The 22,400-nt window shown below is 34.6% G+C and carries 20 protein-coding genes and 2 pseudogenes; 12 read left to right on the forward strand and 10 right to left on the reverse strand.

Annotation, left to right across the window (positions count from 1 at the left end; translation table 11 throughout):
• Positions 1 to 5: 5 nt before the first annotated feature.
• Positions 6 to 1,469, reverse strand: coding sequence for a nicotinate phosphoribosyltransferase (locus BM350_RS18120; protein WP_090917577.1), 1,464 nt, complete (start codon positions 1,467 to 1,469; stop codon positions 6 to 8).
• Between the two features lie 196 nt (positions 1,470 to 1,665).
• On the opposite strand from BM350_RS18120, the gene BM350_RS18125 reads away from it, so the two are divergent.
• The 3 genes from BM350_RS18125 to BM350_RS18130 all read left to right on the forward strand — a co-directional run bounded on the left by BM350_RS18125 (position 1,666) and on the right by BM350_RS18130 (position 5,084).
• A complete protein-coding gene (locus tag BM350_RS18125; protein WP_090917575.1) occupies positions 1,666 to 2,937 on the forward strand; it encodes a helix-turn-helix transcriptional regulator in 1,272 nt (423 codons plus the stop codon).
• Between the two features lie 2 nt (positions 2,938 to 2,939).
• The gene (locus BM350_RS26365) at positions 2,940 to 3,068 is read left to right on the forward strand and encodes an NprX family peptide pheromone (RefSeq protein ID WP_139207713.1); all 129 of its coding nucleotides are present in this window, start codon (positions 2,940 to 2,942) and stop codon (positions 3,066 to 3,068) included.
• A gap of 354 nt (positions 3,069 to 3,422) precedes the next feature.
• Positions 3,423 to 5,084 carry a M4 family metallopeptidase gene (locus BM350_RS18130; protein WP_090917602.1) on the forward strand — a complete coding sequence of 554 codons (1,662 nt, stop codon included), beginning with the start codon at positions 3,423 to 3,425 and terminating at the stop codon, positions 5,082 to 5,084.
• A gap of 47 nt (positions 5,085 to 5,131) precedes the next feature.
• Here BM350_RS18130 and BM350_RS18135 read toward each other — a convergent pair whose 3' ends face one another.
• A complete protein-coding gene (locus tag BM350_RS18135) occupies positions 5,132 to 5,680 on the reverse strand; it encodes a TVP38/TMEM64 family protein (protein ID WP_090917573.1) in 549 nt (182 codons plus the stop codon).
• 413 nt (positions 5,681 to 6,093) lie between these two features.
• On the opposite strand from BM350_RS18135, the gene BM350_RS18140 reads away from it, so the two are divergent.
• Positions 6,094 to 6,600, forward strand: a complete 507-nt coding sequence (locus BM350_RS18140; protein ID WP_090917571.1) for an RNase A-like domain-containing lipoprotein — start codon at positions 6,094 to 6,096, stop codon at positions 6,598 to 6,600.
• Positions 6,601 to 6,616: 16 nt separating this feature from the next.
• Complete coding sequence (locus tag BM350_RS18145) at positions 6,617 to 6,889, forward strand: hypothetical protein (RefSeq protein WP_090917601.1); 273 nt, start codon at positions 6,617 to 6,619, stop codon at positions 6,887 to 6,889.
• A gap of 1 nt (position 6,890) precedes the next feature.
• On the opposite strand, the gene BM350_RS18150 is transcribed toward BM350_RS18145, so the two are convergent.
• The 4 genes and pseudogenes from BM350_RS18150 to BM350_RS18165 form a co-directional block, all read right to left on the reverse strand.
• Entirely contained in the window at positions 6,891 to 8,147 is a 1,257-nt protein-coding gene (locus tag BM350_RS18150) for a VanW family protein (RefSeq protein ID WP_090917569.1), read from the reverse strand.
• 384 nt (positions 8,148 to 8,531) lie between these two features.
• Positions 8,532 to 9,548: an LCP family glycopolymer transferase gene (locus BM350_RS18155; protein ID WP_090917567.1), complete on the reverse strand. Its 1,017-nt coding sequence runs from the start codon at positions 9,546 to 9,548 to the stop codon at positions 8,532 to 8,534.
• Between the two features lie 265 nt (positions 9,549 to 9,813).
• Positions 9,814 to 9,951 (reverse strand): annotated as a pseudogene (locus BM350_RS18160) (nucleoside transporter C-terminal domain-containing protein); the annotation flags it as partial.
• Positions 9,952 to 9,953: 2 nt separating this feature from the next.
• Positions 9,954 to 10,357, reverse strand: a pseudogene (locus BM350_RS18165) (Na+ dependent nucleoside transporter N-terminal domain-containing protein); the annotation flags it as partial.
• Positions 10,358 to 10,434: 77 nt separating this feature from the next.
• Here BM350_RS18165 and BM350_RS18170 point away from each other — a divergent pair.
• Both BM350_RS18170 and BM350_RS18175 read left to right on the forward strand, forming a co-directional pair.
• Positions 10,435 to 10,821, forward strand: a complete 387-nt coding sequence (locus BM350_RS18170; RefSeq protein ID WP_090917565.1) for an SMU1112c/YaeR family gloxylase I-like metalloprotein — start codon at positions 10,435 to 10,437, stop codon at positions 10,819 to 10,821.
• Positions 10,822 to 10,934: 113 nt separating this feature from the next.
• Entirely contained in the window at positions 10,935 to 12,245 is a 1,311-nt protein-coding gene (locus tag BM350_RS18175; protein ID WP_090917563.1) for a hemolysin family protein, read from the forward strand.
• A 24-nt stretch (positions 12,246 to 12,269) separates the two neighbouring features.
• Here the strand turns inward: BM350_RS18175 and BM350_RS18180 are convergent, their stop codons facing one another.
• Positions 12,270 to 13,892: a lactate permease LctP family transporter gene (locus BM350_RS18180; RefSeq protein WP_090917561.1), complete on the reverse strand. Its 1,623-nt coding sequence runs from the start codon at positions 13,890 to 13,892 to the stop codon at positions 12,270 to 12,272.
• A gap of 574 nt (positions 13,893 to 14,466) precedes the next feature.
• Here BM350_RS18180 and BM350_RS18185 point away from each other — a divergent pair.
• Both BM350_RS18185 and BM350_RS18190 read left to right on the forward strand, forming a co-directional pair.
• Positions 14,467 to 14,754, forward strand: a complete 288-nt coding sequence (locus tag BM350_RS18185; RefSeq protein WP_090917559.1) for an ArsR/SmtB family transcription factor — start codon at positions 14,467 to 14,469, stop codon at positions 14,752 to 14,754.
• 255 nt (positions 14,755 to 15,009) lie between these two features.
• On the forward strand, positions 15,010 to 15,189 hold the full coding sequence (locus tag BM350_RS18190) for an acid-soluble spore protein H (protein WP_090917557.1): 180 nt from the start codon (positions 15,010 to 15,012) through the stop codon (positions 15,187 to 15,189).
• A gap of 32 nt (positions 15,190 to 15,221) precedes the next feature.
• Here the strand turns inward: BM350_RS18190 and BM350_RS18195 are convergent, their stop codons facing one another.
• Positions 15,222 to 16,613, reverse strand: coding sequence for a peptide MFS transporter (locus tag BM350_RS18195; protein ID WP_090917555.1), 1,392 nt, complete (start codon positions 16,611 to 16,613; stop codon positions 15,222 to 15,224).
• A 453-nt stretch (positions 16,614 to 17,066) separates the two neighbouring features.
• Positions 17,067 to 18,032 (reverse strand): ABC transporter substrate-binding protein, encoded by a 966-nt coding sequence (locus BM350_RS18200; RefSeq protein ID WP_090917553.1) that lies wholly within the window; start codon positions 18,030 to 18,032, stop codon positions 17,067 to 17,069.
• Positions 18,033 to 18,206: 174 nt separating this feature from the next.
• On the opposite strand from BM350_RS18200, the gene BM350_RS18205 reads away from it, so the two are divergent.
• From BM350_RS18205 to BM350_RS18215, 3 genes are all read left to right on the forward strand, one after another.
• The gene (locus BM350_RS18205; RefSeq protein ID WP_090917551.1) at positions 18,207 to 19,211 is read left to right on the forward strand and encodes a FecCD family ABC transporter permease; all 1,005 of its coding nucleotides are present in this window, start codon (positions 18,207 to 18,209) and stop codon (positions 19,209 to 19,211) included.
• The gene (locus tag BM350_RS18210) at positions 19,208 to 20,266 is read left to right on the forward strand and encodes a FecCD family ABC transporter permease (RefSeq protein WP_090917549.1); all 1,059 of its coding nucleotides are present in this window, start codon (positions 19,208 to 19,210) and stop codon (positions 20,264 to 20,266) included. The genes BM350_RS18205 and BM350_RS18210 overlap by 4 nt, the downstream gene beginning before the upstream one ends.
• Before the next feature lie 64 nt (positions 20,267 to 20,330).
• Positions 20,331 to 21,143: an ABC transporter ATP-binding protein gene (locus BM350_RS18215; protein WP_090917547.1), complete on the forward strand. Its 813-nt coding sequence runs from the start codon at positions 20,331 to 20,333 to the stop codon at positions 21,141 to 21,143.
• Between the two features lie 240 nt (positions 21,144 to 21,383).
• Here the strand turns inward: BM350_RS18215 and BM350_RS18220 are convergent, their stop codons facing one another.
• Complete coding sequence (locus BM350_RS18220) at positions 21,384 to 22,115, reverse strand: class I SAM-dependent DNA methyltransferase (protein WP_090917545.1); 732 nt, start codon at positions 22,113 to 22,115, stop codon at positions 21,384 to 21,386.
• Between the last annotated feature and the right edge of the window lie 285 nt (positions 22,116 to 22,400).

Below are 22,400 nucleotides of genomic sequence, written 5' to 3' on the forward strand. Positions count from 1 at the left end.
TCTCCTTATTTTTTGATAGAATTTACAATTTGTTCTCGCACAGTTTGAATATAATTCATTTTATGATCCCAGCACACTTGGCTTAAATCGACTGGATATTCTTCTGGATTCAGCGTCCGTTTATACTCTTCCCATAAGAAGGATAAGCTGCTTTGTGCATGGCGCTGAATATGAAGGATGTCAGGTAATTCGTATGTGAGCTGCCCGTTCACAAATATATCATGATGCAGCTCTTTTGCTTCAAAGTTCGTAACAAATTTACTAATATACGTATGAACAGGGTGGAACATTTTTAAACGCTCTTCTTGCTGCGGTTCTTCCGTTTCTAATGCAATATAATCGCCTTCTGCATGCTGATTGATACGATTGATAATACGATAGATACGCTTTAATCCTGGTGTTGTAATTTTCTCAGGATTGGACGAAATTTTAATTGTGTCGTTTAGTGTACCGTTTTCATCTTCGATACAAACTAATTTATAAACAGCGCCTAATGCTGGCTGTTCAAACGATGTGATTAGTTTTGTTCCGACACCCCATACGTCAATTTTGGCTCCTTGCGATTTTAAATGTAAAATCGTGTATTCATCCAAGTCGCTCGAAGCAATAATTTTTGTATTGGTAAATCCAGCAGCATCTAACATTTTACGTGCTTCTTTAGATAAGTACGCCATATCGCCGCTATCGAGGCGGATGCCATGAAAGTTAATGCGATCACCAAATTCTTTTGCGACGCGGATCGCATTTGGTACACCAGATTTTAATGTGTCGTATGTATCAACGAGAAAAACACATTTTTCATGTGTTTCCGCATATTTTTTGAAGGCTACATACTCATCGCGATACGCTTGTACAAATGAATGAGCATGTGTACCAGCAACAGGAATACCAAATCGTTTTCCAGCTCGAACATTACTTGTTGAAGAAAAACCGCCGATGAATGCTGCTCTTGTTCCCCAAAGTGCTGCATCAAATTCATGAGCACGGCGTGTTCCGAATTCAAGAAGTTCATCATCACCAGCTGCATGCTTCATCCGTGCAGCTTTTGTAGCAATTAATGTTTGGTAGTTCACAATATTTAAAAGTGCGGTTTCAATAATTTGTGCTTCTCCAAGTGGTGCTTCTATACGCAAAAGGGGTTCGTTATGAAAGACAACCTCGCCTTCCTGCATACTGCGAATGGAGCCAGTAAACTTCATATTTTGTAAGTAGTGTAAAAAATCTTCTTCAAATTGCAGCTCTTTGAGATAAGCGATATCACTTTCTGTAAACCGAAAGTTCTTCACATACTCTATAATCTTCTCGAGCCCTGCAAAAATAGCATAACCATTTTCAAAAGGCAGCTTACGAAAGTATAAATCGAATACTGCCCGGCGATTATGAATATTATCCTTCCAATATGTATAGGCCATATTCATTTGATATAAGTCTGTGTGTAAGGCGTAGCTATCGTCTTTATAATGCCCCATAACATAAACACCTCCATATTTTGGTTATAGTATACCTCTTTTTTAAAGTTTTTTTGCTAAAAACTATACATATCATAAATGTTATAAAGTAAAAATAAAAAATCCTTCGGAATATTTTTATTTATCAATTTATATTTTGGTAAAATTTATGTATTATTAAAGTACTAGGGGATAACTTAGAATGGAGGAGGGGACTATGCAACAAAATCTAGAAAAAATGGGTAAGCAAATTTTTTACAAACGACTCCAACAAAAAATGACACAAGAAGAACTTTGTCAAGGCATTTGTTCCGTCTCATATTTAAGTAAAATTGAAAATGGAAAAATTGAGGCCTCAGAAGAAATATTGCAGTTATTATGTACGAGATTAGAGATTGCAGTTTCGGATTTAAGAGATATTGAAGCTGAAGTGAAAGAAAAGTTAGAGGAGTGGTTAAAGGCACTAGTTCAATTAGATAAATATAAAGTTGAAGAGTTATATACAGAATTAGAAGCAGAAATGCAACAAATTGTAGATTTTGAAATTGTGAATTATTATAAGTTATTATATACAAGATATTTAATTATGAAGAGAAATATACCAGCCCTTAAAGAGGAGTTGGAGAAACTAAAAAAGGTTTATAAAAAATATTCTCCATTTCAGCAGCTGCTATATCAGTATAGTCAGGCTTTATGCTATTGCCTACAGCATAAATGGCCAGAGGGATTACGGTTTTTAATTCAGACAGAGTTAATGGCAAAAGAACAAGATTATTATGAAACTGGAATTTATTATAATTTAGCACTTGCATATACTCATTTGGAAATTCCACATATGGCACTTCATTTTGCTAATATTGCCATGGAAGGATTTCGAAATGAATATAAATTTCGAAACGTAATTAATTGTCAAATCATCGTTGCGTTAAGCTATATTGAAAAAGGACAGTATGATGAAGCATTAAAAATTTATGAGAGTATACTACGTGAAGCGGATTCTTTTTCTGAAAAAGATGTATTGATGGCAATGGTATTAAGTAATATTGGCACTATACATTATAGAAAAAAAGAGTATGAAGAAGCTAAAAAATACTATACAAAAAGTTTACACTATCAAAACATAGAAGATGTAAACTACGTCGATACATTATATGAGATGGCGTTGCAATGTATTCACCTTGAACAATTAGAAGAAGCAAAAGAGTGGATTGACAAGGGTATTGCTTCTGCTAAGAAAGATGAAAGGTGTAATACGAAGTTGTACTTACTGCTTATGCTTCGTTATAAGTATTATACAGAACCAAGCGTAAATAAAGTATTCTTAGAAACTGAAGCAATACCTTTTTTCAAAAATGCAGGAAGTAAAAAAGAATTAAAGAAAGTATATATAGAACTTGCTGAGTATTTTGAGAATTATTCACAGTTCAAAGAAAGCAATCATTATTATAAGTTAGCAATTGAAGTGCTCGAAACGATACGGGAGGGATAAAGATGAAAAAAGTAGTAATAGGTACGATTTTAACAATGGTGGCATTAGTTGTAATAGCTAATCCGCAATATTCTCATGTACCAGATGTTTATGGACAAGCCGATGACACAGTTGAAACAGTAAATATATAAGGTGTGACCATTGGGAATGAGACTGACTCGAAATGTCGTTAAAAAACGGCCTTTTGAGTCAGTTTTTTTATTCCTGTTTTTAAATTGTTCGTCAAAATTCTACAAAACTTGAGAAATAAAAATATTTAAATATTAAGATTGCAGCTCGTTTATCACATTGTAATCAAGTTAATGTGAGTATAGAATAACAGCAAAACCCTCTGTCCTGATAAACAGGAGGGCTAAATAATTGTTCGTCAAAATTCTACAAAACTTGAGAAAAAAATTTTTTTAATTTTCAGTATTTTAATAGTGAAAACTTAATGCTACTATAAATCTACTCTTTAAAAAATTTTTGTTAGGGGGAAAAGAATGATGAAGAAAAAGAGTTTAGCGTTTGTGTTAGCAGCGGGAATGGCAGTGACAACGTTCGGGGGGACAAGCTCTGCGTTTGCAGACTCAAAGAACGTACTTTCTACAAAGAAATACAATGAGACTGTCCAGTCTCCAGAGTTTGTAGCAGGTGATTTAACAGGTACGTCTGGGAAAAAAGCAGAATCTGTTGTATTTGATTATTTAAACGCTGCGAAAAAAGATTATAAACTAGGCGAAAAAAGTGCAGAAGAATCTTTTAAAGTGCAACAAGTTGTAAAAGATCCTGTAGGAGAAGCAACAGTTGTACGCTTACAGCAAGTGTATGAAGGTGTACCAGTGTGGGGTTCTACTCAAGTAGCTCATATTGGGAAAGATGGTGTATTAAAAGTTGTATCAGGAACTGTTGCACCTGATTTAGATAAGAAAGAGAAGCTAAAAAATAAAAATAAAATTGACGGAAAACAAGCAATTGCAACTGCACAAAAAGATTTGGGGCTGAATCCAAAATATGAAGCAGAGCCGTCAGCGGACTTATTCGTATATCAAAATGGCGAGGAAACAACATATGCATATGTTGTGAAACTAAATTTCTTAGATCCAGAGCCAGGAAACTATTATTATTTCGTTGAAGCTGATAGTGGGAAAGTACTGGATAAATACAATACAATTCATAGTGCTAATGCTACGAATAAGACACCGATTAAAACTGTAACAGGAACAAATAAAGTTGGAACAGGTAAAGGGGTATTAGGAGATACAAAATCTATTAATACAACATTATCTGGATCTAGCTATTATTTACAAGATAATACACGCGGTGCGGCAATTTACACTTATGATGGAAAAAATCGCACTACTCTTCCAGGAACATTATGGACAGATGTGGATAATATCTTTAATGCTAGCCGTGATGCAGCGGCAGTGGATGCACATTATTATGCAGGTGTAACATATGACTATTACAAAAACACGTTTAATCGCAACTCTTATAACGATGCTGGTGCACCGTTAAAATCAACAGTTCATTATAAGAGCGGTTATAATAATGCTTTCTGGAATGGTTCACAAATGGTGTATGGTGATGGAGATGGATATACATTTGTTCCATTATCTGGTAGTCTAGATGTTGTTGGGCATGAATTAACACATGCCGTTACTGAATATAGTTCAAACCTTGTTTATCAAGATGAGTCTGGTGCATTAAATGAAGCAATCTCTGATATTTTTGGAACATTAATAGAATACGCTGATAACCGTAACCCAGATTGGGAAATTGGTGAAGATATTTATACGCCTGGTACAGCTGGGGATGCACTTCGCTCTATGAGTGATCCAACAAAATATGGTGACCCAGATCATTATTCTAAACGCTATACAGGAACGGACGATAACGGCGGCGTTCATACAAACAGTAGTATTATTAATAAAGCTGCTTACTTATTGGCAAATGGTGGTACACATTATGGCGTAACGGTAAATGGTATTGGTAAAGATAAAGTAGGTGCAATCTACTATCGTGCAAATACACAATATTTCACTGAATCGACAACATTTAGTCAAGCCCGTGCTGGATTGGTACAAGCAGCAGCTGATTTATACGGTGCAAACTCTGCAGAAGTGACAGCTGTGAAGCAGTCTTATGATGCAGTAGGTGTGAATTAGGTTCCACTCCCCTTTATATAATGAAAAAGGAGCATATGCTCCTTTTTTCATTTTTTCTTCCATGTTTTCCACAAATAAAATAAGCCCGCGCAACCAGCAATTGTTATAATCCATTTTGCTTCACTTGTTCCGTTTATAACTTGGTAGGTAGAATACACTTCAATAAGTAGAGCCGGTATTTTCCCGAGAGTACTAGCGATGCTAAAAGTCAGAATGGACATCGTTCCAAGGGCTGCGAATAGTGTTACGATGCCAGACGGAATAAAGGGGATGAGACGAAACGATAAAACAAGAAAGAATGCTTCTTTTCTTTGTACATAAAGAAGTTTTTGTACTTTTGGATATTTATCTATATTTTTTTGAGCAGCTTTTTGAAAACCAAGTCGATATAAATAAAAAGAAATAATAGCTCCTAATGATTCCCCTGCAATGGAGATGAGTGTTCCTGTTGTTACTCCAAATAATGAAATGTTAATAGCAGTCAAAAAAACACTAGGAATAATAGCTGTTAGGCTAATAAGAATATTGAATAAGATGCTAAGCGGAATTGCCATTGTTTGATGCTCTATAAGAAAAGAATGAATCGTTTCTGCCATATAAATTAGTTTTCCTTTGTTTTTTTATATACAAGTTAAAAAACCGACATAAAACCCCCTTTCTTTTTGAGAAGACAAGAGCATCTGGCCGGGCATAGAAGCGATCAGGACCTTTTCCTGCCACATGCGAGGTTAAAACAAAGAGAGCAAACGAGTATAGGTCATGTTGTATTCTGCATAGCAGCGACTTACAAAGAAAAGCAGAGCTAGACAAAGATGCTGAAAAATTAAAATCGATTTATATAGCATTACATCATAGTTTTTATATTAGGACAATAGAATTGTGGGAAATCATAGATTTCTTTAAAGAAAAAGTCATATTTCTATAGAAAGAATTACTAGGAAGTAACAATAGGTACGATAAAATTGACTTTTTCTAAAGATAATACAATAATCATGAAAGAGGTGATACGATGAAAAGATTAGGGAATGTTATGATAAGCATCATGCTTATGATGATACTTGTATTAACTGGATGTTCAAGTCAGACTAAGCCGAAAGAAAATAATGCAGCATCAGTTGTAAACGTTAGTGATAAGATTTTAGATGAAATGGAAGGACCGCCAAAAAATGGTCATACACTAGAACGTCACGTTGGCAAAACAGATGAGCAGTTGAAAGAACGATTACGTACAGATAATGTATCTGCCGCAAGTACATATTATGATAAAGAAACAGCAACAAAGGCGGTAAAGGATAGCTTAAAACAGCATGAAAAAGAAATTGAAAAATGGTTGAAAGAATCGAAGGAAAATCGTCTTGTATTGAATACGAAGCATAACTTTGCAGTTGGAAAAACGGTATTAAAAAAGGATATGCGCGTAAAAGATGGACTTCGTAATACAGTAACTGTGTTGCAAAGAGATAAAGGGAGTCAGCTTGGTTTTAAAATTATTACTTCTTATCCTTCTGAGAAATAAGAAAGGCAGGGAATTTATGTATTCAACATTTCAATATTTTCTTAGAGCGTATTGTACATTAAGTATATATGAAGAAGAAATGGCTCATCTTATGCAACAATTTAAAGAACAGGAAGAACAAGAAACGCAGGAAAAATTATTACAAGAATTTGCTCAAATGCAAAAAAGAGAAGATTGGAAGAAAGTAAGGAAAGAAGCTGAACAATATGGAAATCGTATGTGGACAATAGAAGAAGCAAAAGTACATATCGGTAATTTTATTTCTATATTACAAAACAAAAAGGCGTGAATCATCCCGCCTTTTTGTATGTGCTTTTTGAAATTTGACCGCTCGAGAGCACTTGCCCATTTTGTGTTACTTTTTTATATGTTACAGCCACAATGCTTTTATCAGTTTCACTTATAACTTTCGAAGAAACCTCTACATTTTTTCCTGTATTTGTACCGAAAATACGAGCAGTTACACTACTGCCACTCGTGAATGCTTGAATATAAATATATTTACCCGTATTATTTTTAAATTTCAAATCAGGGCCGTAGTCAGCAACTGCTGCATCTTGCCCAAGAGGTAAGTAATGGACCGGTAAAGAATGATTACTTCGAGCTACAACTCCTAAATCAGCTCGTAATACGGCACCATATAATGTGCTGCTTAATTGGCAAACACCACCCCCAGCACTTTGTTCTACTTTTCCGTTTACATATATACCTGCTGATTTATAACCATGTGCTGCATCTGTTATGCCAACACGACCATTAAAACTAAATGTCTCATCGGGTGCAACAAATACTCCCGTTAATGTATCGGCAGCACGTTCTACATTAAAAGTTTGACTTGAGTTTCGTCCAGCCAGTGGGGTAGAGTATTCAGCGATTACTTCTTGAATCCCCATCTTTTTTACATCTTCTGTTGAGCGCTCGGGTTTCAAGGCTGTAATTGGAACTTGAATATCTTGTTTATTTGTCGTAATGGCTTCTGTTGTGAGAGATTTTAATTTCTCTTTATCAACTTTTTCACCATCTTTACTTTCACTAATATTAATTGTTGTTCCAGAAATAGATAAGTCGGCATTAATAGGTTCTACTAAGGAATCATTATATTTTTCCTTAATAAATGCATCATATTTTGCTGCGTTTATAGAAGGCTCTAACTTATAGTCGCGTTTTAATTCACCTGTTTCAGCTTGTTTTCTCATTTTATAACGACTAGAAATATTGCCCTTTTGTTCTTTAAAAATTTTATCTGCAACATCTGTACTGTTATATTCAACCCCTAATTCTTGCCAAGTATATGTATGTTTGTCATCCTGTAAGGCATAATTCACAGATTTTTTATTTAACTCATCAATTTTTTGTTGAATTATTTTTTGAACGTCTGCTTTCTTTTTCCCATCTATGGAAATACCTTCAAATGTTGTGTGGGGTAAAACGTATGTATCTAACTGATGATTTAATTTGGACACATATTGATAAGCGCTAACACCACCACCACAAAGAATGATTCCACCAGCAATCGCAGAACCAATAATCAAATTGCGTAATTTCATTTATTTCCCTCCGAAAAGAAAATTTTTTAGATTATTAATATGTATATTTCTAACGTATAAATGATAAAAGCAGTAATTCTTATACACTAGTATACTATTAATTTTATTACATGTGTAATATTTTGATAAAAAACGTTACATTTTTGTAATATAATTACCTATAACTAGAAAGTTTATGTAGCAGAGTAAAGTAAAAATTCCACCAGTGGGAGTTTTCTTCCTAATCTGTCTTCTTTGCTTCGCATCGTGATGTGAAGGTTTTATTGCCTATGAATAGTGAGAGAAGTTTTCTTTGAATTGTCTCATGAAGTATAAGTTTTATAAGAGAAAGATAAGCACATAAAAAAACAGCTGTTGTATTACAACAGCTGTTTTTTTATGTGCTTATAATTTCTTATGATCTAATTTACCTGTAACACCAAGATGGCCTTGTAGTTCCTTCGTAATATCTTGAACACTCTTTTCTTCAGGAACATAAAAGTATTTACCATCAATATATTTATCCTGACCTTTTACTTGCAATTTATCAATTTTTAAGCGGGAGTCCATTGAGTTTTTTGTAATTGCCATCATATCGTCGAAAGTTAAGTTTGTTTTTATATCATGATCAACTGCATCAAGTAAGTCACCAAGTTTGTTAATTGAATTCACAGATAATGCTTTTTGAGCAATTGCTTCTAAAACAAGTTGTTGACGTTGACCGCGCATATAGTCGCTGTCAATATGACGCGTTCTTGCTAGTGCAAGAGCTTGTTCGCCGTTTAAGTGTTGGCGACCTTTTTCAAGGTGGATAGCACCTTGCTGGTCTTTACTGTCTTGTTCAGTAAAGGTAACTGGTACATCTACATCAATACCACCAAGAGAATCAACAATTTTTATAAAGGATTTAAAGTTAAATTTCACATAATAATCAACAGGAACATCTAGAAAACGTTCTACTGTATTAATTGTGCTATCAACGCCACCAAATACGTGTGCATGTGTAATCTTATCTTCTTTCTTTTCTGATGGAATATATACGCGAGAATCACGAGGAATGCTTAATAATTTCACGGATTTATCGTTTTTATTAATAGTTGCAAGTAACAATGCATCTGTACGAGTTGCAGTTCCGTATTCTTTTGTTCGTGTATCACTTTCATCAACACCCATAATTAGGATTGAAATATTATCAGTCATCGGTTTTACTGCTTTTTCGCGCTTGTCCGATTTATCGCCGCGTCCTAATTCTGAGTAAGCACCATTAGCAACAGCTTGTGCTTTATTATATATATGGAAGAAATAGCTGCCTCCTCCAATAATCAAGAGGAATAAAGGAATGAGAACAAACCATAGTATACGTTTTTTCTTAGAGCGTTTTTTTTGTAATGCTCTATTTAGCGCTTCTAAATCAGGTTTCATTAATATTTCTCCTTTAAACAATCAATTCATATATTTTCTTATAATTTTAAAAAAGACACACTTTCTATTGTACATAAATACAATTAGTTTTCATTAAAAATTTTTAAATGACATAAAAATGAAATATATGAAATATATGAAATATATTGTATTATAAAGATGTTTATATTGTATGAAAAGTTCTTGCACGAAAAACAGATGCCTTATAAAAAGGCATCTGTTTAAGAATGATTGTATACAAAAAATAAAGGAAAAAAGATTTAATTTAAATCATAATACTAACAATAGTCGCAGATAGAATGCTTACTAATGTTGCTCCGTATAGGAGTTTCAAACCGAATCTAGCAACGACATTTCCTTGTTCTTCATGTAAACTTTTTACTGCTCCTGAAATAATTCCAATTAGGATTCTAATTTACCAAGACCATTTATTTTACTAAGGAAAAAACCAATCCAGCGAATGATGAATGGTAAAATTTTAAAGTGTTGTAAGATACCAATTAAGACAGAGATAAATACAATTGGCAGTAAAACACTTAAAAAGAAAGACATTTCACCTTTGTTTAATAAGCCACCGAATACAAAGTTTACACCTGCCGCGGCATAATTTAATAACTCATTAAATAAATTTGAAATTGCTGTAATGAGGATGAGGCCAACCTGTGTATTTAATAGTAGGAACGTTAAAATTAATTGTACAATAAGCATGATAATGATTGGTTTGAACTTAATGTACTTTCTATTCTTACTTGCTATAAAAGCAAGAAAAAAACGACAATGAGTCCGAGACCAAATGTGAAAAATTTCATAGTAATCCTCTTTATAGGTGACTTTGTATATAGGTTTTTCATTTCAAAGGAGAATATACAAGAAAGGGAAAGAGAAGATGAATATTACTGCTGTTCACCACGTTGCCATTATTTGTTCCAATTATGAAGCATCAAAAAAATTCTATACAGAAGTACTTGGTTTTCAAATTTTACGTGAAGTATATCGAGAAGAGAGAGAATCATATAAGTTGGATTTGTGTGTTGGGAATACATATCAAATTGAATTATTTTCATTTCCTACCCCTCCGAAGCGCATAAGCTTTCCCGAAGCAACAGGATTAAGACATTTAGCATTTTCTGTTTCATCTATAGAAGAAGCTGTATCGCATTTACAGAAGCACGGTATACAAACTGAAAGCATTCGAATTGATGAGATAACTGGAAAACGTTTTGTATTTTTTCAAGATCCAGATGGTTTGCCCCTTGAATTATATGAGAAATAAAAATTTGTGAAATTTATACAGGTTTTCTTGTGAGGAAATGAGAGAAAATAAAGAAAGTTAAACTTATCATTGCGGGAGGTGTAACTTTAGCTGCCTACAGCTAAGGGAGATACTTGGAAATAGGGAATTTAATACTAGTTGCAGCTTTAATTACGTTGACGGGCTTTTTTGTTGCAATTGAATTTGCGATTGTTAAAGTACGTAGTAGTCGCATTGATCAACTTGTAGGAGAAAAAAAGCGGGGAGCAGTAGCGGCGAAAAAAGTGATTTCTAATTTAGATGAATATTTGTCAGCGTGCCAGTTTGGGATTACCATTACAGCACTGGGACTGGGGTGGTTAGGTGAACCAACCGTAAAACATGTATTAGAGCCTGTATTGATTACACTTCAAATCTCTCCTCCAATTGCTAATACTGTATCTTTTATTATTGCATTTGCTGTTATTACTTTTTTACATGTTGTAGTTGGAGAATTGGCACCAAAAACATTTGCAATCCAAAAAGCAGAGCAAGTCAGTCTGATGTTTTCAAAGCCACTGATATATTTTTATCGCATTATGTATCCATTTATTTGGACATTAAATCATGCAGCACGTTTTGTGGCAAGTTTATTTGGATTAAAACCTGCTTCTGAATATGAAGTAGCACATTCAGAGGAAGAGCTCCGCCTCATTTTATCAGAGAGTTATGAAAGCGGAGAAATTAACCAAGCAGAGTTTAAATATGTAAATAATATTTTTGAATTTGACAATCGCCTTGCCAAAGAGATTATGGTGCCGCGGACAGAAATTGTTGGGTTATATGCGGAAGATTTATTTGAAACACATATTGAAATGATTCGCCAAGAAAAATATACAAGATATCCAGTATTCGGTGAAGATAAAGATGAAGTTATAGGAATGGTAAATGTAAAAGATTTCTTTATCCGTTATATGGATGGAGAAAAGCAAGAAGCAAAATCAATCACGACATATACAAGGCCGGTTATTGAAGTAATGGAAAACATTCCAATACATGATTTGTTATTGAGCATGCAAAAAAAACGTATTCCTTTGGCAATTTTATATGACGAATACGGTGGAACAGCAGGACTTGTTACGCTTGAAGATATTTTAGAAGAAATTGTGGGAGAAATTCGAGATGAATATGATGAAGATGAACATCCACCTATTCAACATATTAGTGACGATTGTAAAATTGTTGATGGAAAAGTGTTAGTAAGTGAAATTAATGATTTGTTCGGTTTACATTTGAATGAACAAGATGTTGACACAATTGGGGGATGGCTAATGATGCAAGGACAACCAATTGCAGAAGGGGATACGACTGTTGTTGGTGAATGGACATTTACTATTCTTGAAAAAGATATTCATCAAATTAAGCGAGTAGAGATTAAAAAAATGGAGACGAAAGAAAAAGGCTGATGAACGAGTCATCAGCCTTTTGTATTAGAAAATATGGAATGCAGCGTTAAGTTGAAGTAAGCTAATAATGAATAAGAAGATTAAGCTATATTTTATTGTTATTTTAAATAGTTCTGATTCTTTACCAACTATTCCAACTGCCGCGCAAGCTACAGCAACTGATTGTGGTGATACCATTTTTGCCATTGTACCGCCTACTACGTTTAATGCAACGAGAGTAGAAGGAACGATATCTAATTGAGCGGCTGTAACAGCTTGAAGAGGTGCAAATAGAGAACCGCTGGATACTACAGAACCAGTTAAGAACACGCCAATCCAACCTAAGATTGGAGAAAGAATAGGGAATGCATCTCCAGTAGATGATAAAGCTAATCCAAGAGTTGAAGACATACCAGAATAGTTTGTTACATATGCTAATGCAATTACACTACAGATTGTATAAATTGGTGTTTTTAACTCTTTTAATGTTTCAATAGTTAATTCTTTTACTAGCTTACCGCTTACACGGAATACAAGTAAAGATACGATAATTGCAAGTACAATTGCAGTAGTTGTTGATGAGAATACATCTAACTTAAAGATTGCTGGAAACGGTGTATTTGCTTTAACGATTGGCGCTGTTTTCATCACGTGATTGTGCAGGCCAGGTACTTGAATATTCCATACTAAGCTACTTAATGTACCATTTGGAGCGAATAAGGCTTTTACTGCTTTTAAGTTAAAAATTGTTACAAATGCAGTTAAGAATACAAATGGTGACCAAGCGTATAAAATTTGTTTCATTGTATAACTATGTTTTTCTAGTTTATTTGTTTTTGCTTTTGTTGAAGATTTTGGTTGCCATACACGTAAGAATAATGCTAATGCGATCATGCTGACTACAGCTGCGAAAATATCAGTAAGTTCTGCACCAAGGAAATATGTTACAACGAATTGAGTAAGAGCGAAAGAACCGCCGCTTACAATAATACCTTGCCAAGTTTCTTTAATTCCTTTGAAACCATCAACAATTGCGACAAGTAAGAATGGTAAGACGAAACTAATAAATGGTAAAATTCCAACTGCATGACGACCAACAGTTAATGCGTCAAGTTGTGTTAATTGAGCAGGTACTGTAATTGGAATACCCATTGCACCCATCGCGCCCCCGGCAATGTTAGCAACTAAACATATACCCGCTGCTTTTAATGGATCAAATCCCATACCTACAAGTAATGCTGCTGTAATAGCAACTGGTACACCAAAACCTGCTGCACCTTCTAAGAAAGCACCGAAAGAATAAGCAATCAATAATACTTGAAGACGAGGGTCGCTTGTAATGCTAGAAATGCTATCGCGAATAACGTTAAATTGTTCAGTTTTTACAGTTAGTTTGTAAAGAAAAATTGCTGCGATAACAATTGTACAAATTGGATAAAATCCAGCGGCTACACCGAAGGCAGCGGAGGATACGGCCATAGTTGCTGGCATTTTATAGACAAATATAGAAAGAATGATAGCTAAAATAACACTATAAAATCCAGATATGTATCCTTTCATTTTAAAGATTGTTAAACATAATACGAAAAATAAAATTGGTATTGCGGCTACAAGTGCTGATAGCCAAATATTGTGTAATGGGTCATAAATTTGTGTCCATGTATTCATAATTGCGACATCTCCTATATATAGTCTGTGAATTTATTCACAAAAATTGTGAAGTATTTCACAATCAAATTACATTTTTAGTATAGTCCCCTTAATCACTATTGTCAACTTGGTAAAGTGTAATTATTACATAGAATCTGTAACTGTAAAAATTCCGCTACATTTTATGAAGAAATTGGGAGGAATAAAGGGATTAATATACAGCAAAGAGTGTATACGGATAGGATATGTTATCTGTTGTTTATATATTCTTGTATAATTTTTAGCTCTCTGCTATACATTTCAGAGATGTGCTTAATTAAATATAAGAATCATGAGGGGATACAAAAAAATATAACAAAAATGTTGAGAAATTTATTTTTGAAAGCAATGAACAGCCTTGTAGATACTTTGCTTTTTCTCTAAGTCGTATAGTATAATATTCAAACATCAAAAGAGAGTTTTCTCTCTATATAAAGGAGGAATGTGGTTTTTATTATAGGAAGTTATTGGATATAGAATGGAATAACGAATAAGAAATATAAAAATAAAACATGTATAAATATAAAATAAGTAGAAAAAATGAGGGGAAAATATGTATCAAAATCAATTTGATTGTCGTATTTCAGAAGAAGATGTACAAATGTTACGAGCACTAGCTCATCCGCTTCGTCTTCGTCTTGTAATGGAACTAGTGCAGCGTGGAATTTGTAATGTAACACAGTTGCAGGAAGTATTAGAAATTCCACAATCTACAGTATCACAACATTTAACAAAATTAAAGCAGAATAAAGTTGTCCGTTTTGAAAGACGTGGTTTAGAAGTATATTATGAAGTGCACAATGAGAAAGTAAATAAAATTTTAAAAACATTATTTTCTTAAAATTGAAATATTATGCAAAAAATAGGTATGTACTTGTACATACCTATTTTTTTATCCTGCATTAACGCGCAGCAAGACCCCTATCTCAAGATTGAGAGGGGAGCAAAGAAGATAGGTGGGGGATAACTGCTGGCATGCGCCCGCTATTCGCAGATAGTGAGACTTTATCTCCAGATTGTTGAGAAATAAAGAGAGAGGCGAGGATAAAATTCATTCAGACACGGCAATATAAAAAAGAATAAGGAGGGAATGATAATGGATATAAAGCGAGTAAAACAAATTTTATCATCATCAAGTAGAATTGACGTTACATATCACGGTGTGCCTGTTTGGATTGAAAGCTGTGATGAGACAAATGGGCTTGCGAATGTGCACGATATAAAAACACCACATGACACAGTACAAGTAGACATCACTACATTAGAAGAGCATTAAAAAAAGCGGAGAAATTTCTCCGCTTTTTACATTTATTCCATCATATGTGCAATTTTCTTAGAGAACATAAGAAGTATTAAACCTAATACAATAACGATAATACCAATGCTTGAGAATACTTCTAAATAACCTAAAGATTGTGTGTAAGCTGCTAAGATACCTGATAGCTTATTAGCAAAACCACTACCAGCTAACCATACACCCATTAATAAAGAAGTTAATTTTACAGGTGCAATTTTAGTTACCATTGATAGGCCGATAGGTGATAGGAACAATTCACCTATTGTATGGAACATATATGTGATAACAATAAACAGTAAGCTAGCCTTTGTTGTAATATGAGCTTCGTCACTTCCTGTTTTTAAAACTGCTAATGTTAATGCAAGATAACCGACACCTAACAGAATCATACCAAGTGCCATTTTTGTTGGAACTTTTAAATCACCGTGTTTCGTCTTAGATAATTTAGCCCATAATGCAGATACAAGTGGTGCTAATAAAACGATAAATCCTGGGTTAACAGATTGGAACCAAGATGTTGGAATTTCCCATCCGAAAATAGTACGATCAACAAACTTATCTGTATAAAGAGTAAAAGAACTACCTGCTTGTTCAAAGCCTGCCCAGAAGAAGACAACGAAGCAAGTTAAAATAATAATTGCCCAAGTACGGTTTTTTTCTTGTTTTGTTAAAGGTTTTTTCTCAATAGCTTTTGCATTTTTGTCTTTTGATTTTTTACCTACAACTTTTGTTCCCGCATCACCAAGGTAACGAGGAGCTAATAGGTTAAAGAAAATCTGACCGACAATCATACCGATACAAGCAGCCAAGAACCCATATTTATAACCCATAACCATAACGCCATTAACGCTTGTTTTAAAGAAATCTTCTGCTAGGAAACCGCAAACAAGTGGTGCAAAGAAAGCTCCTAAATTGATACCCATGTAGAAGATTGTGAAAGCACTGTCACGGCGTGGATCATTTTCACTGTATAGTTCACCTAATAGAGTAGAGATATTTGGTTTAAAGAATCCATTACCAATAACTAATAATCCTAATCCTAAATAAAGTCCAGTTGTTGTATTCATTGAGAACAGAACAAAGTTCCCAATTGCCATAACAATACCGCCAAGAGTAATTGCAAGACGTCTTGGGATAAAGTGGTCAGTTAACCATCCACCAATAATTGGTGTGAAATATACAAGCATTGTAAATGTACCAAAAAGTTGTACAGCGTCTGCTTTATCAAATCCTAAACCACCACTAACAGCAGCAGTTGTTAAATAAAGAACTAAAAGACCACGCATTCCGTAGTAACTAAATCTTTCCCATGCTTCTGTTAAGAACAACAAATATAATCCCGGAGGATGTTTCTTTTTTTGTTGTTGTTCTCCAGCTTTGTCTAACTTCACAGCTGCATCCATTTTCATTCCTCCTAATCTTGTTCAACGGATATTTATGTAATCATTTTAATTTACAAAATATTTAGAAGTCAATAGAATTATATGGAAATAGAATAAAAAATTTTGTAAATTCTGTGAAAACTGTTTCCGTTATCATATTTTTCCCTTGAAAAATTTAAAATAAGCGTTTTCAAGAGTATTCTTTCTCGTCTGAAAAGAGTGTAAAATAATAACTAATCTGAAAATTTTAACTAAACAAATTTTTCTAATATACTAAACTATTCTTTTTAATACTTTTAGAATATAACATATTTTGCATAAGAATACAAAATAAAAAACAACTCTTGTATGCTAGAGTTGTTTTTTACTAAGTATAAATTAAGAGGTGAAAACTACCAATTTACACCATTTTAATAAGATATTTTATCCTGCTATTAGTAGGGGTGAAGAGCTCCTACTGATGGAAGTTTCACTTTATTTTACAAATCGTTTTTCAATGTCATCTAGCATCAAGTTCGCAGCCATTACACCGCCAGCTGTATTCCAAATGACATCGTCAACTTTGTATACTTTACCATTTTTGGAAGCATTTAAGTTTTTGAATAGAGGATCGTTGATATATTCTTTTTCTAATTCAGAACCTTTCTTTTCATTACCTTTATCATATGTGAAGTAGAAGATGATATCGCCATCCATTGCAGGAATGCGCTCTTTAGATACATTGCGTTCTGCAAAGTCATTTTTATTTTGATCACCAGGACGTTTGAAACTAAGTTCTTTTAAAATAACACCAGAGAATGTATCTCCGTGATAAATACGAACATCACCAGGCATAAAGCGAACCATAGAAATTTCTTGATTTACTTTATCTCCAAGTTTACCTTTTAAGTCTGTTATACGTTTGTCGTAATCAGCTAGTACCTTTTGACCTTCTTTTTCTTTATTTACTGCTTTTGCATAAAGTTTAAAGTTATCTTTCCATTCACCGCGTAGTGTTTCTGAGAAAACAGTAGGAGCAATGCCTTTTAATTGCTCGTATATTTTTTCGTGACGCAGTTTGTTACCAATAATTAAGTCGGGTTTTAATGAAGCAATTGCTTCTACATTGGGTTGAAGCTCGGTACCGACAGTTTTTACATTTTTCAGTTTGTCCTTCGTATGTGGATACCATGGGTTACCGGTAGGTGATTCAGCAGCACCGATTGGTGTTACACCAAGGGTAAGTAAAGCTTCTGTTCCTTCATTTGTTAAAACAACGACACGCTTTGGATTAGCAGGAACTTCTGTTTTACCCATTGCATGTTCTACAGTAATCATTTCTTTCTTTTCTTCTTTTTTAGGCTCAGCTTTGTTATCTGATTTCCCACATGCCCCTAAAAGAAGGGTAAATGATAACACGAATACAAATAATGCAAATGATTTTTGCTTGATGAAATTCATTATGTATCCCCCTAGATATTGAGAATCTTTTTCAATTAACAAGGTTGATATTAAGGTGTTATAACTAGATTGTCAATAGGTTCAATTGAAAATAATTATTACTATCATTGACGATGCGAATTAAGTTACAATACACTAACAACGTATCATTATGTATTAAAGGAGAAACGCTGCATGTTATTAAAAACAAATCAGGCAAAATGGGTTGGATTATTTGGTGGAATCATTGCAGTTATTGCTTGTATTTGGGGGAGTATTATTTTGGGATATACAAATACAAGTGGGAAATTAGCATTGGATGCTTTTTTCCATTTTAATGGTTCGAATGAACATATTATTATTCAAAACGTACGTTTACCTCGTGCGCTTATTGCTGCTAGTGTCGGTGCTAGTTTAGCCATCGCTGGTTGCTTTATGCAAACTTTAACAAAAAATCCACTCGCTGCTCCGGATTTTATCGGATTAAACTCAGGTGCTGCCTTTTTTATTGTTGTAGCGATTGTTGTTTTTTCAATTTCATCTTTGTCAGCGTTTACGTGGATTGCCTTTTTAGGTGCAGCAGTTGCTGCCGCACTTGTATTTGCTTCTAGTTCTTTAGGAAAAGAAGGGACAACTCCTCTTAAGTTAACATTGGCAGGGGTAGCGATAAGTGCTTTATTCTCTTCTTTAACACAGGGGCTGCTTGTTTTAAATGAAAAAGCGTTAGAAGAAGTATTGTTTTGGCTTGCTGGTTCTGTACAAGGTAGAAAGTTAGAAGTATTACAATCTGTATTTCCATATTTATTAGTTGGCTGGATTGCCTCTCTCCTGATGGCAGGGAAAGTGAATACGCTCATGATGGGAGAAGATGTAGCAAAAGGGCTAGGACAACGAACAGTGATGATGAAGGCACTTGTACTGCTTATTATTGTTTTATTGTCAGGTGGATCTGTTGCTGTTGCAGGACCAATTGGATTTGTTGGAATTATTATCCCTCATTTCGCAAAAGCTCTTGTTGGTGTAGATCATCGCTGGAGAGTTCCGTATAGTGGATTGTTAGGTGCCATTTTGTTATTACTTGCAGATATTGCTGCGAGGTATGTGATTATGCCACAAGAAGTACCAGTAGGGGTTATGACAGCATTTATTGGTGCACCATTCTTTATTTATATCGCACGTAAGAGAGGGCTTAGCAAATGAAGAAGTACATTCCGTTTCGTATAGGAAAAGACGGTCTCTCGTTTTTAATGTATAAACGAACTTGTCTCGTCTTGTTAAGTTTATTAGTTATTTTAATTGGATTATTTTTTGCAAGTGCGGGTCTGGGAGAGATGAAAATAGCTCCATATGATGTATGGCAAGCAATTATCGGAAACGGTGATGCGATGTCTAATATGGTTGTAAATACGTTTCGTATGCCACGTATTCTCATTGCAATTCTCGTAGGAATAGCTCTTGCTGTAGCCGGATGTATTTTACAAGGGCTCGTTCGAAACCCGCTTGCTTCTCCTGATATTATTGGCATTACAGGTGGAGCAAGTGTAGCGGTTGTGTTATTCCTAGCTATATTTAGTGATAAAAACAATGCATTAACAGTAAGTATCCATTATATGCCACTGGCGGCCTTTATTGGGGCAACCATCGTTGCATTTTTTGTATATTTATTTGCGTGGAGAAATGATGGGTTATCGGCGATTAGTCTTGTTTTAATTGGTGTTGGGTTTTGGGCACTAACGAAAGCAGCAACAACATTATTCATGCTGCTAGCACCAATCTATCAAGCGAGCCAAGCCAATGTGTGGATTACCGGTACTGTTTACGGAGCTTCCTGGCAAAACGTAGGGGTGTTAGCACCTTGGGTTCTTATTTTAACAGTGGTTGCATTTATAGCTGCTAGACATTTAAATGCACAAGAACTTGGTGATGATATTGCTACTGGACTTGGTATTCGTCTAACGAAATCACGTCTTTTCCTCTTGCTCCTTAGTACAGCGTTAATTGGAGGAGCGGTTGCCTTTGCAGGTGGAATCGGATTTGTTGGTTTAATGGCACCACATATTTCAAGAAGGTTAGTAGGTTCTTTATATGGTGCGTTAATTCCAGTAGCAGCTGTTGTAGGTGCGATTTTAGTACTTGCTGCAGATTTAATTGGGCGCACAGTCTTTGCTCCGCTTGAAGTGCCAGCAGGTGTATTTACATCAGCAATCGGTGCTCCATATTTTATTTATTTACTTTATAAAAGTCGAAATTCATAAAGGTAAAGAAAAAATATATAGATGATTTACTATCTATTAAAAAACGGAGTAAAGGAAGATAAACATGCAAAAAGCATTAGAAACAAAATCATTAACGTTGTCTTATGGTGAAACAATTATTATTGATGAATTGGATTTAGAAATTCCAAAAGGGAAAATTTCGATTTTCATCGGTTCAAATGGCTGTGGGAAGTCTACTTTATTACGTTCACTTGCACGTTTATTAAAACCAACATCTGGGGATATTTTATTAGGAGATCAAGTTATTCAAAATATGCAAACGAAGCAAATTGCTCGCCAGCTTGCGATTTTGCCACAAGGCCCACAAGCGCCAGAAGGAGTAACTGTTCTTCAGCTTGTTAAACAAGGACGTTATCCATATCAAACATGGTTAAAGCAATGGTCAAAGCAAGATGAAGAAATGATATGGAAAGCATTAGCTGCAACGGGGATGACTGAATTTGCAGAACGAGATGTTCATGCCCTTTCTGGTGGACAACGTCAGCGTGCATGGATTGCAATGACACTTGCTCAGGATACAGATATCATTTTATTAGACGAGCCAACAACATATTTAGATATGACACATCAAATTGAAGTGCTTGATTTATTATTTGAGTTAAATGAGAATGAGCAACGGACAATCATAATGGTGCTGCATGATTTAAATTTAGCTTGTCGTTATGCAGATCATATTGTAGCAATTCGTGATAAACAAATTTATGCACAAGGCAAACCAGAAGATATTATTAATGATAAGCTTGTACGTGATGTTTTTCGCATGAATTGTGAAATTATAACAGACCCGTTATTCGGTACACCGCTTTGTATCCCGCAAGGAAAGGGAAGACGTATACTTCCGCAAGCGGTTAATTAAAAGGAAAAATATATATAAATGCAAATTGAAAAACCGACATAAAACCCCCTTTTTTTAGGGGAGGACGAGAGTGTCTGGCCGCGCATAGGAGCGGTCAGGGCCTTTTCCTGCCACATGCCAGGTTTGAAACAAAAAGAGCAAGCAAGTGCAAGGCATGTTGTATTCTGCATAGCAGCGATTTGTGTGTTAAAAAATCAAAGTGGATTTATATATATAAGGCGATGAATCAACATCGCCTTTTTATTTTGTACACGAAAATAATAGAAACAGGGGGATACGCAGCCTACGTATATATTCTTCTTCACTTTGAAAATGCTGCAAATCTGGTGTTGCTTCGCGTAAACTAGTGATCGTAAAACCAGCTTTTTGTAAAGATATGAAGTATTGTTCAATCGTCCGGTGGTATTTAACGACATGTTCATTAATCCATGGTTCGATCCGTTTGCCAGTTTTAAAATAATCATCAACAAGCCAGCTTGTTCGTTTTCCAGTGGCTTGTAAGCTTTCAAATGCAGAGGTGATAACTGGGTGTTGAACACTAAAAGCAAAAGTACCGCCAGGTTTTAACGTTTGAAAAATCTGTCTGAGAGTATCATCAATATGTTCAATGTAGTGAAGGACAAGTCTAGATGTAACGATATCAAAAGTAGAAGATGGGTATGTATAGTCTTTGAGGTTTAAAAGATGGACAATTCCATTTGTATTTTGTAATTGTTTTTGAGCTTCTTCATACATACGGTGGGAGCCTTCAATTCCAGTATAAGATTGGCACCCTTTCTGCAGTAACTCTACTCCAAATTGTGCATCACCACAGCCGAGATCAAGAATACTTTTACCTTTTATATGGCCAAATAACTGTAAGAGAGCAGGCTTTTCAATCGTGTCGTTTGGGTTATCGGTTCGATGTCTACGTTTTATGTACTGTTCAAAAAATAAGTCTTCATTGTAAACGTCAGATTCTGTATAAGACATTGTATCATCTCCTTGAAAACGTTTTTTTAATTCTACCAAAATCTAAATAATAATAATAGATTTCCGATATTATATAAGATATAATCAATAGATGTAAGCGTTTACTTTAAACTATTTTCCTATAATAAATTTTTGAAACGTGTTAAGCTTGTAAAGGGGTATTATATGAATCCATTTTAATTTTTTGACATAAAGATTGCTGCTATGCAGAAAAAAAGATTCTGCACTTGCTTTCTCCCTTTGTTTTTATTTCGCATGTGGTAGAAAAAGGCCCTGACCGCTTCT

The sequence above is a fragment of the Bacillus sp. 103mf genome (assembly GCF_900116295.1).
GTDB lineage: Bacteria > Bacillota > Bacilli > Bacillales > Bacillaceae_G > Bacillus_A > Bacillus_A bruguierae.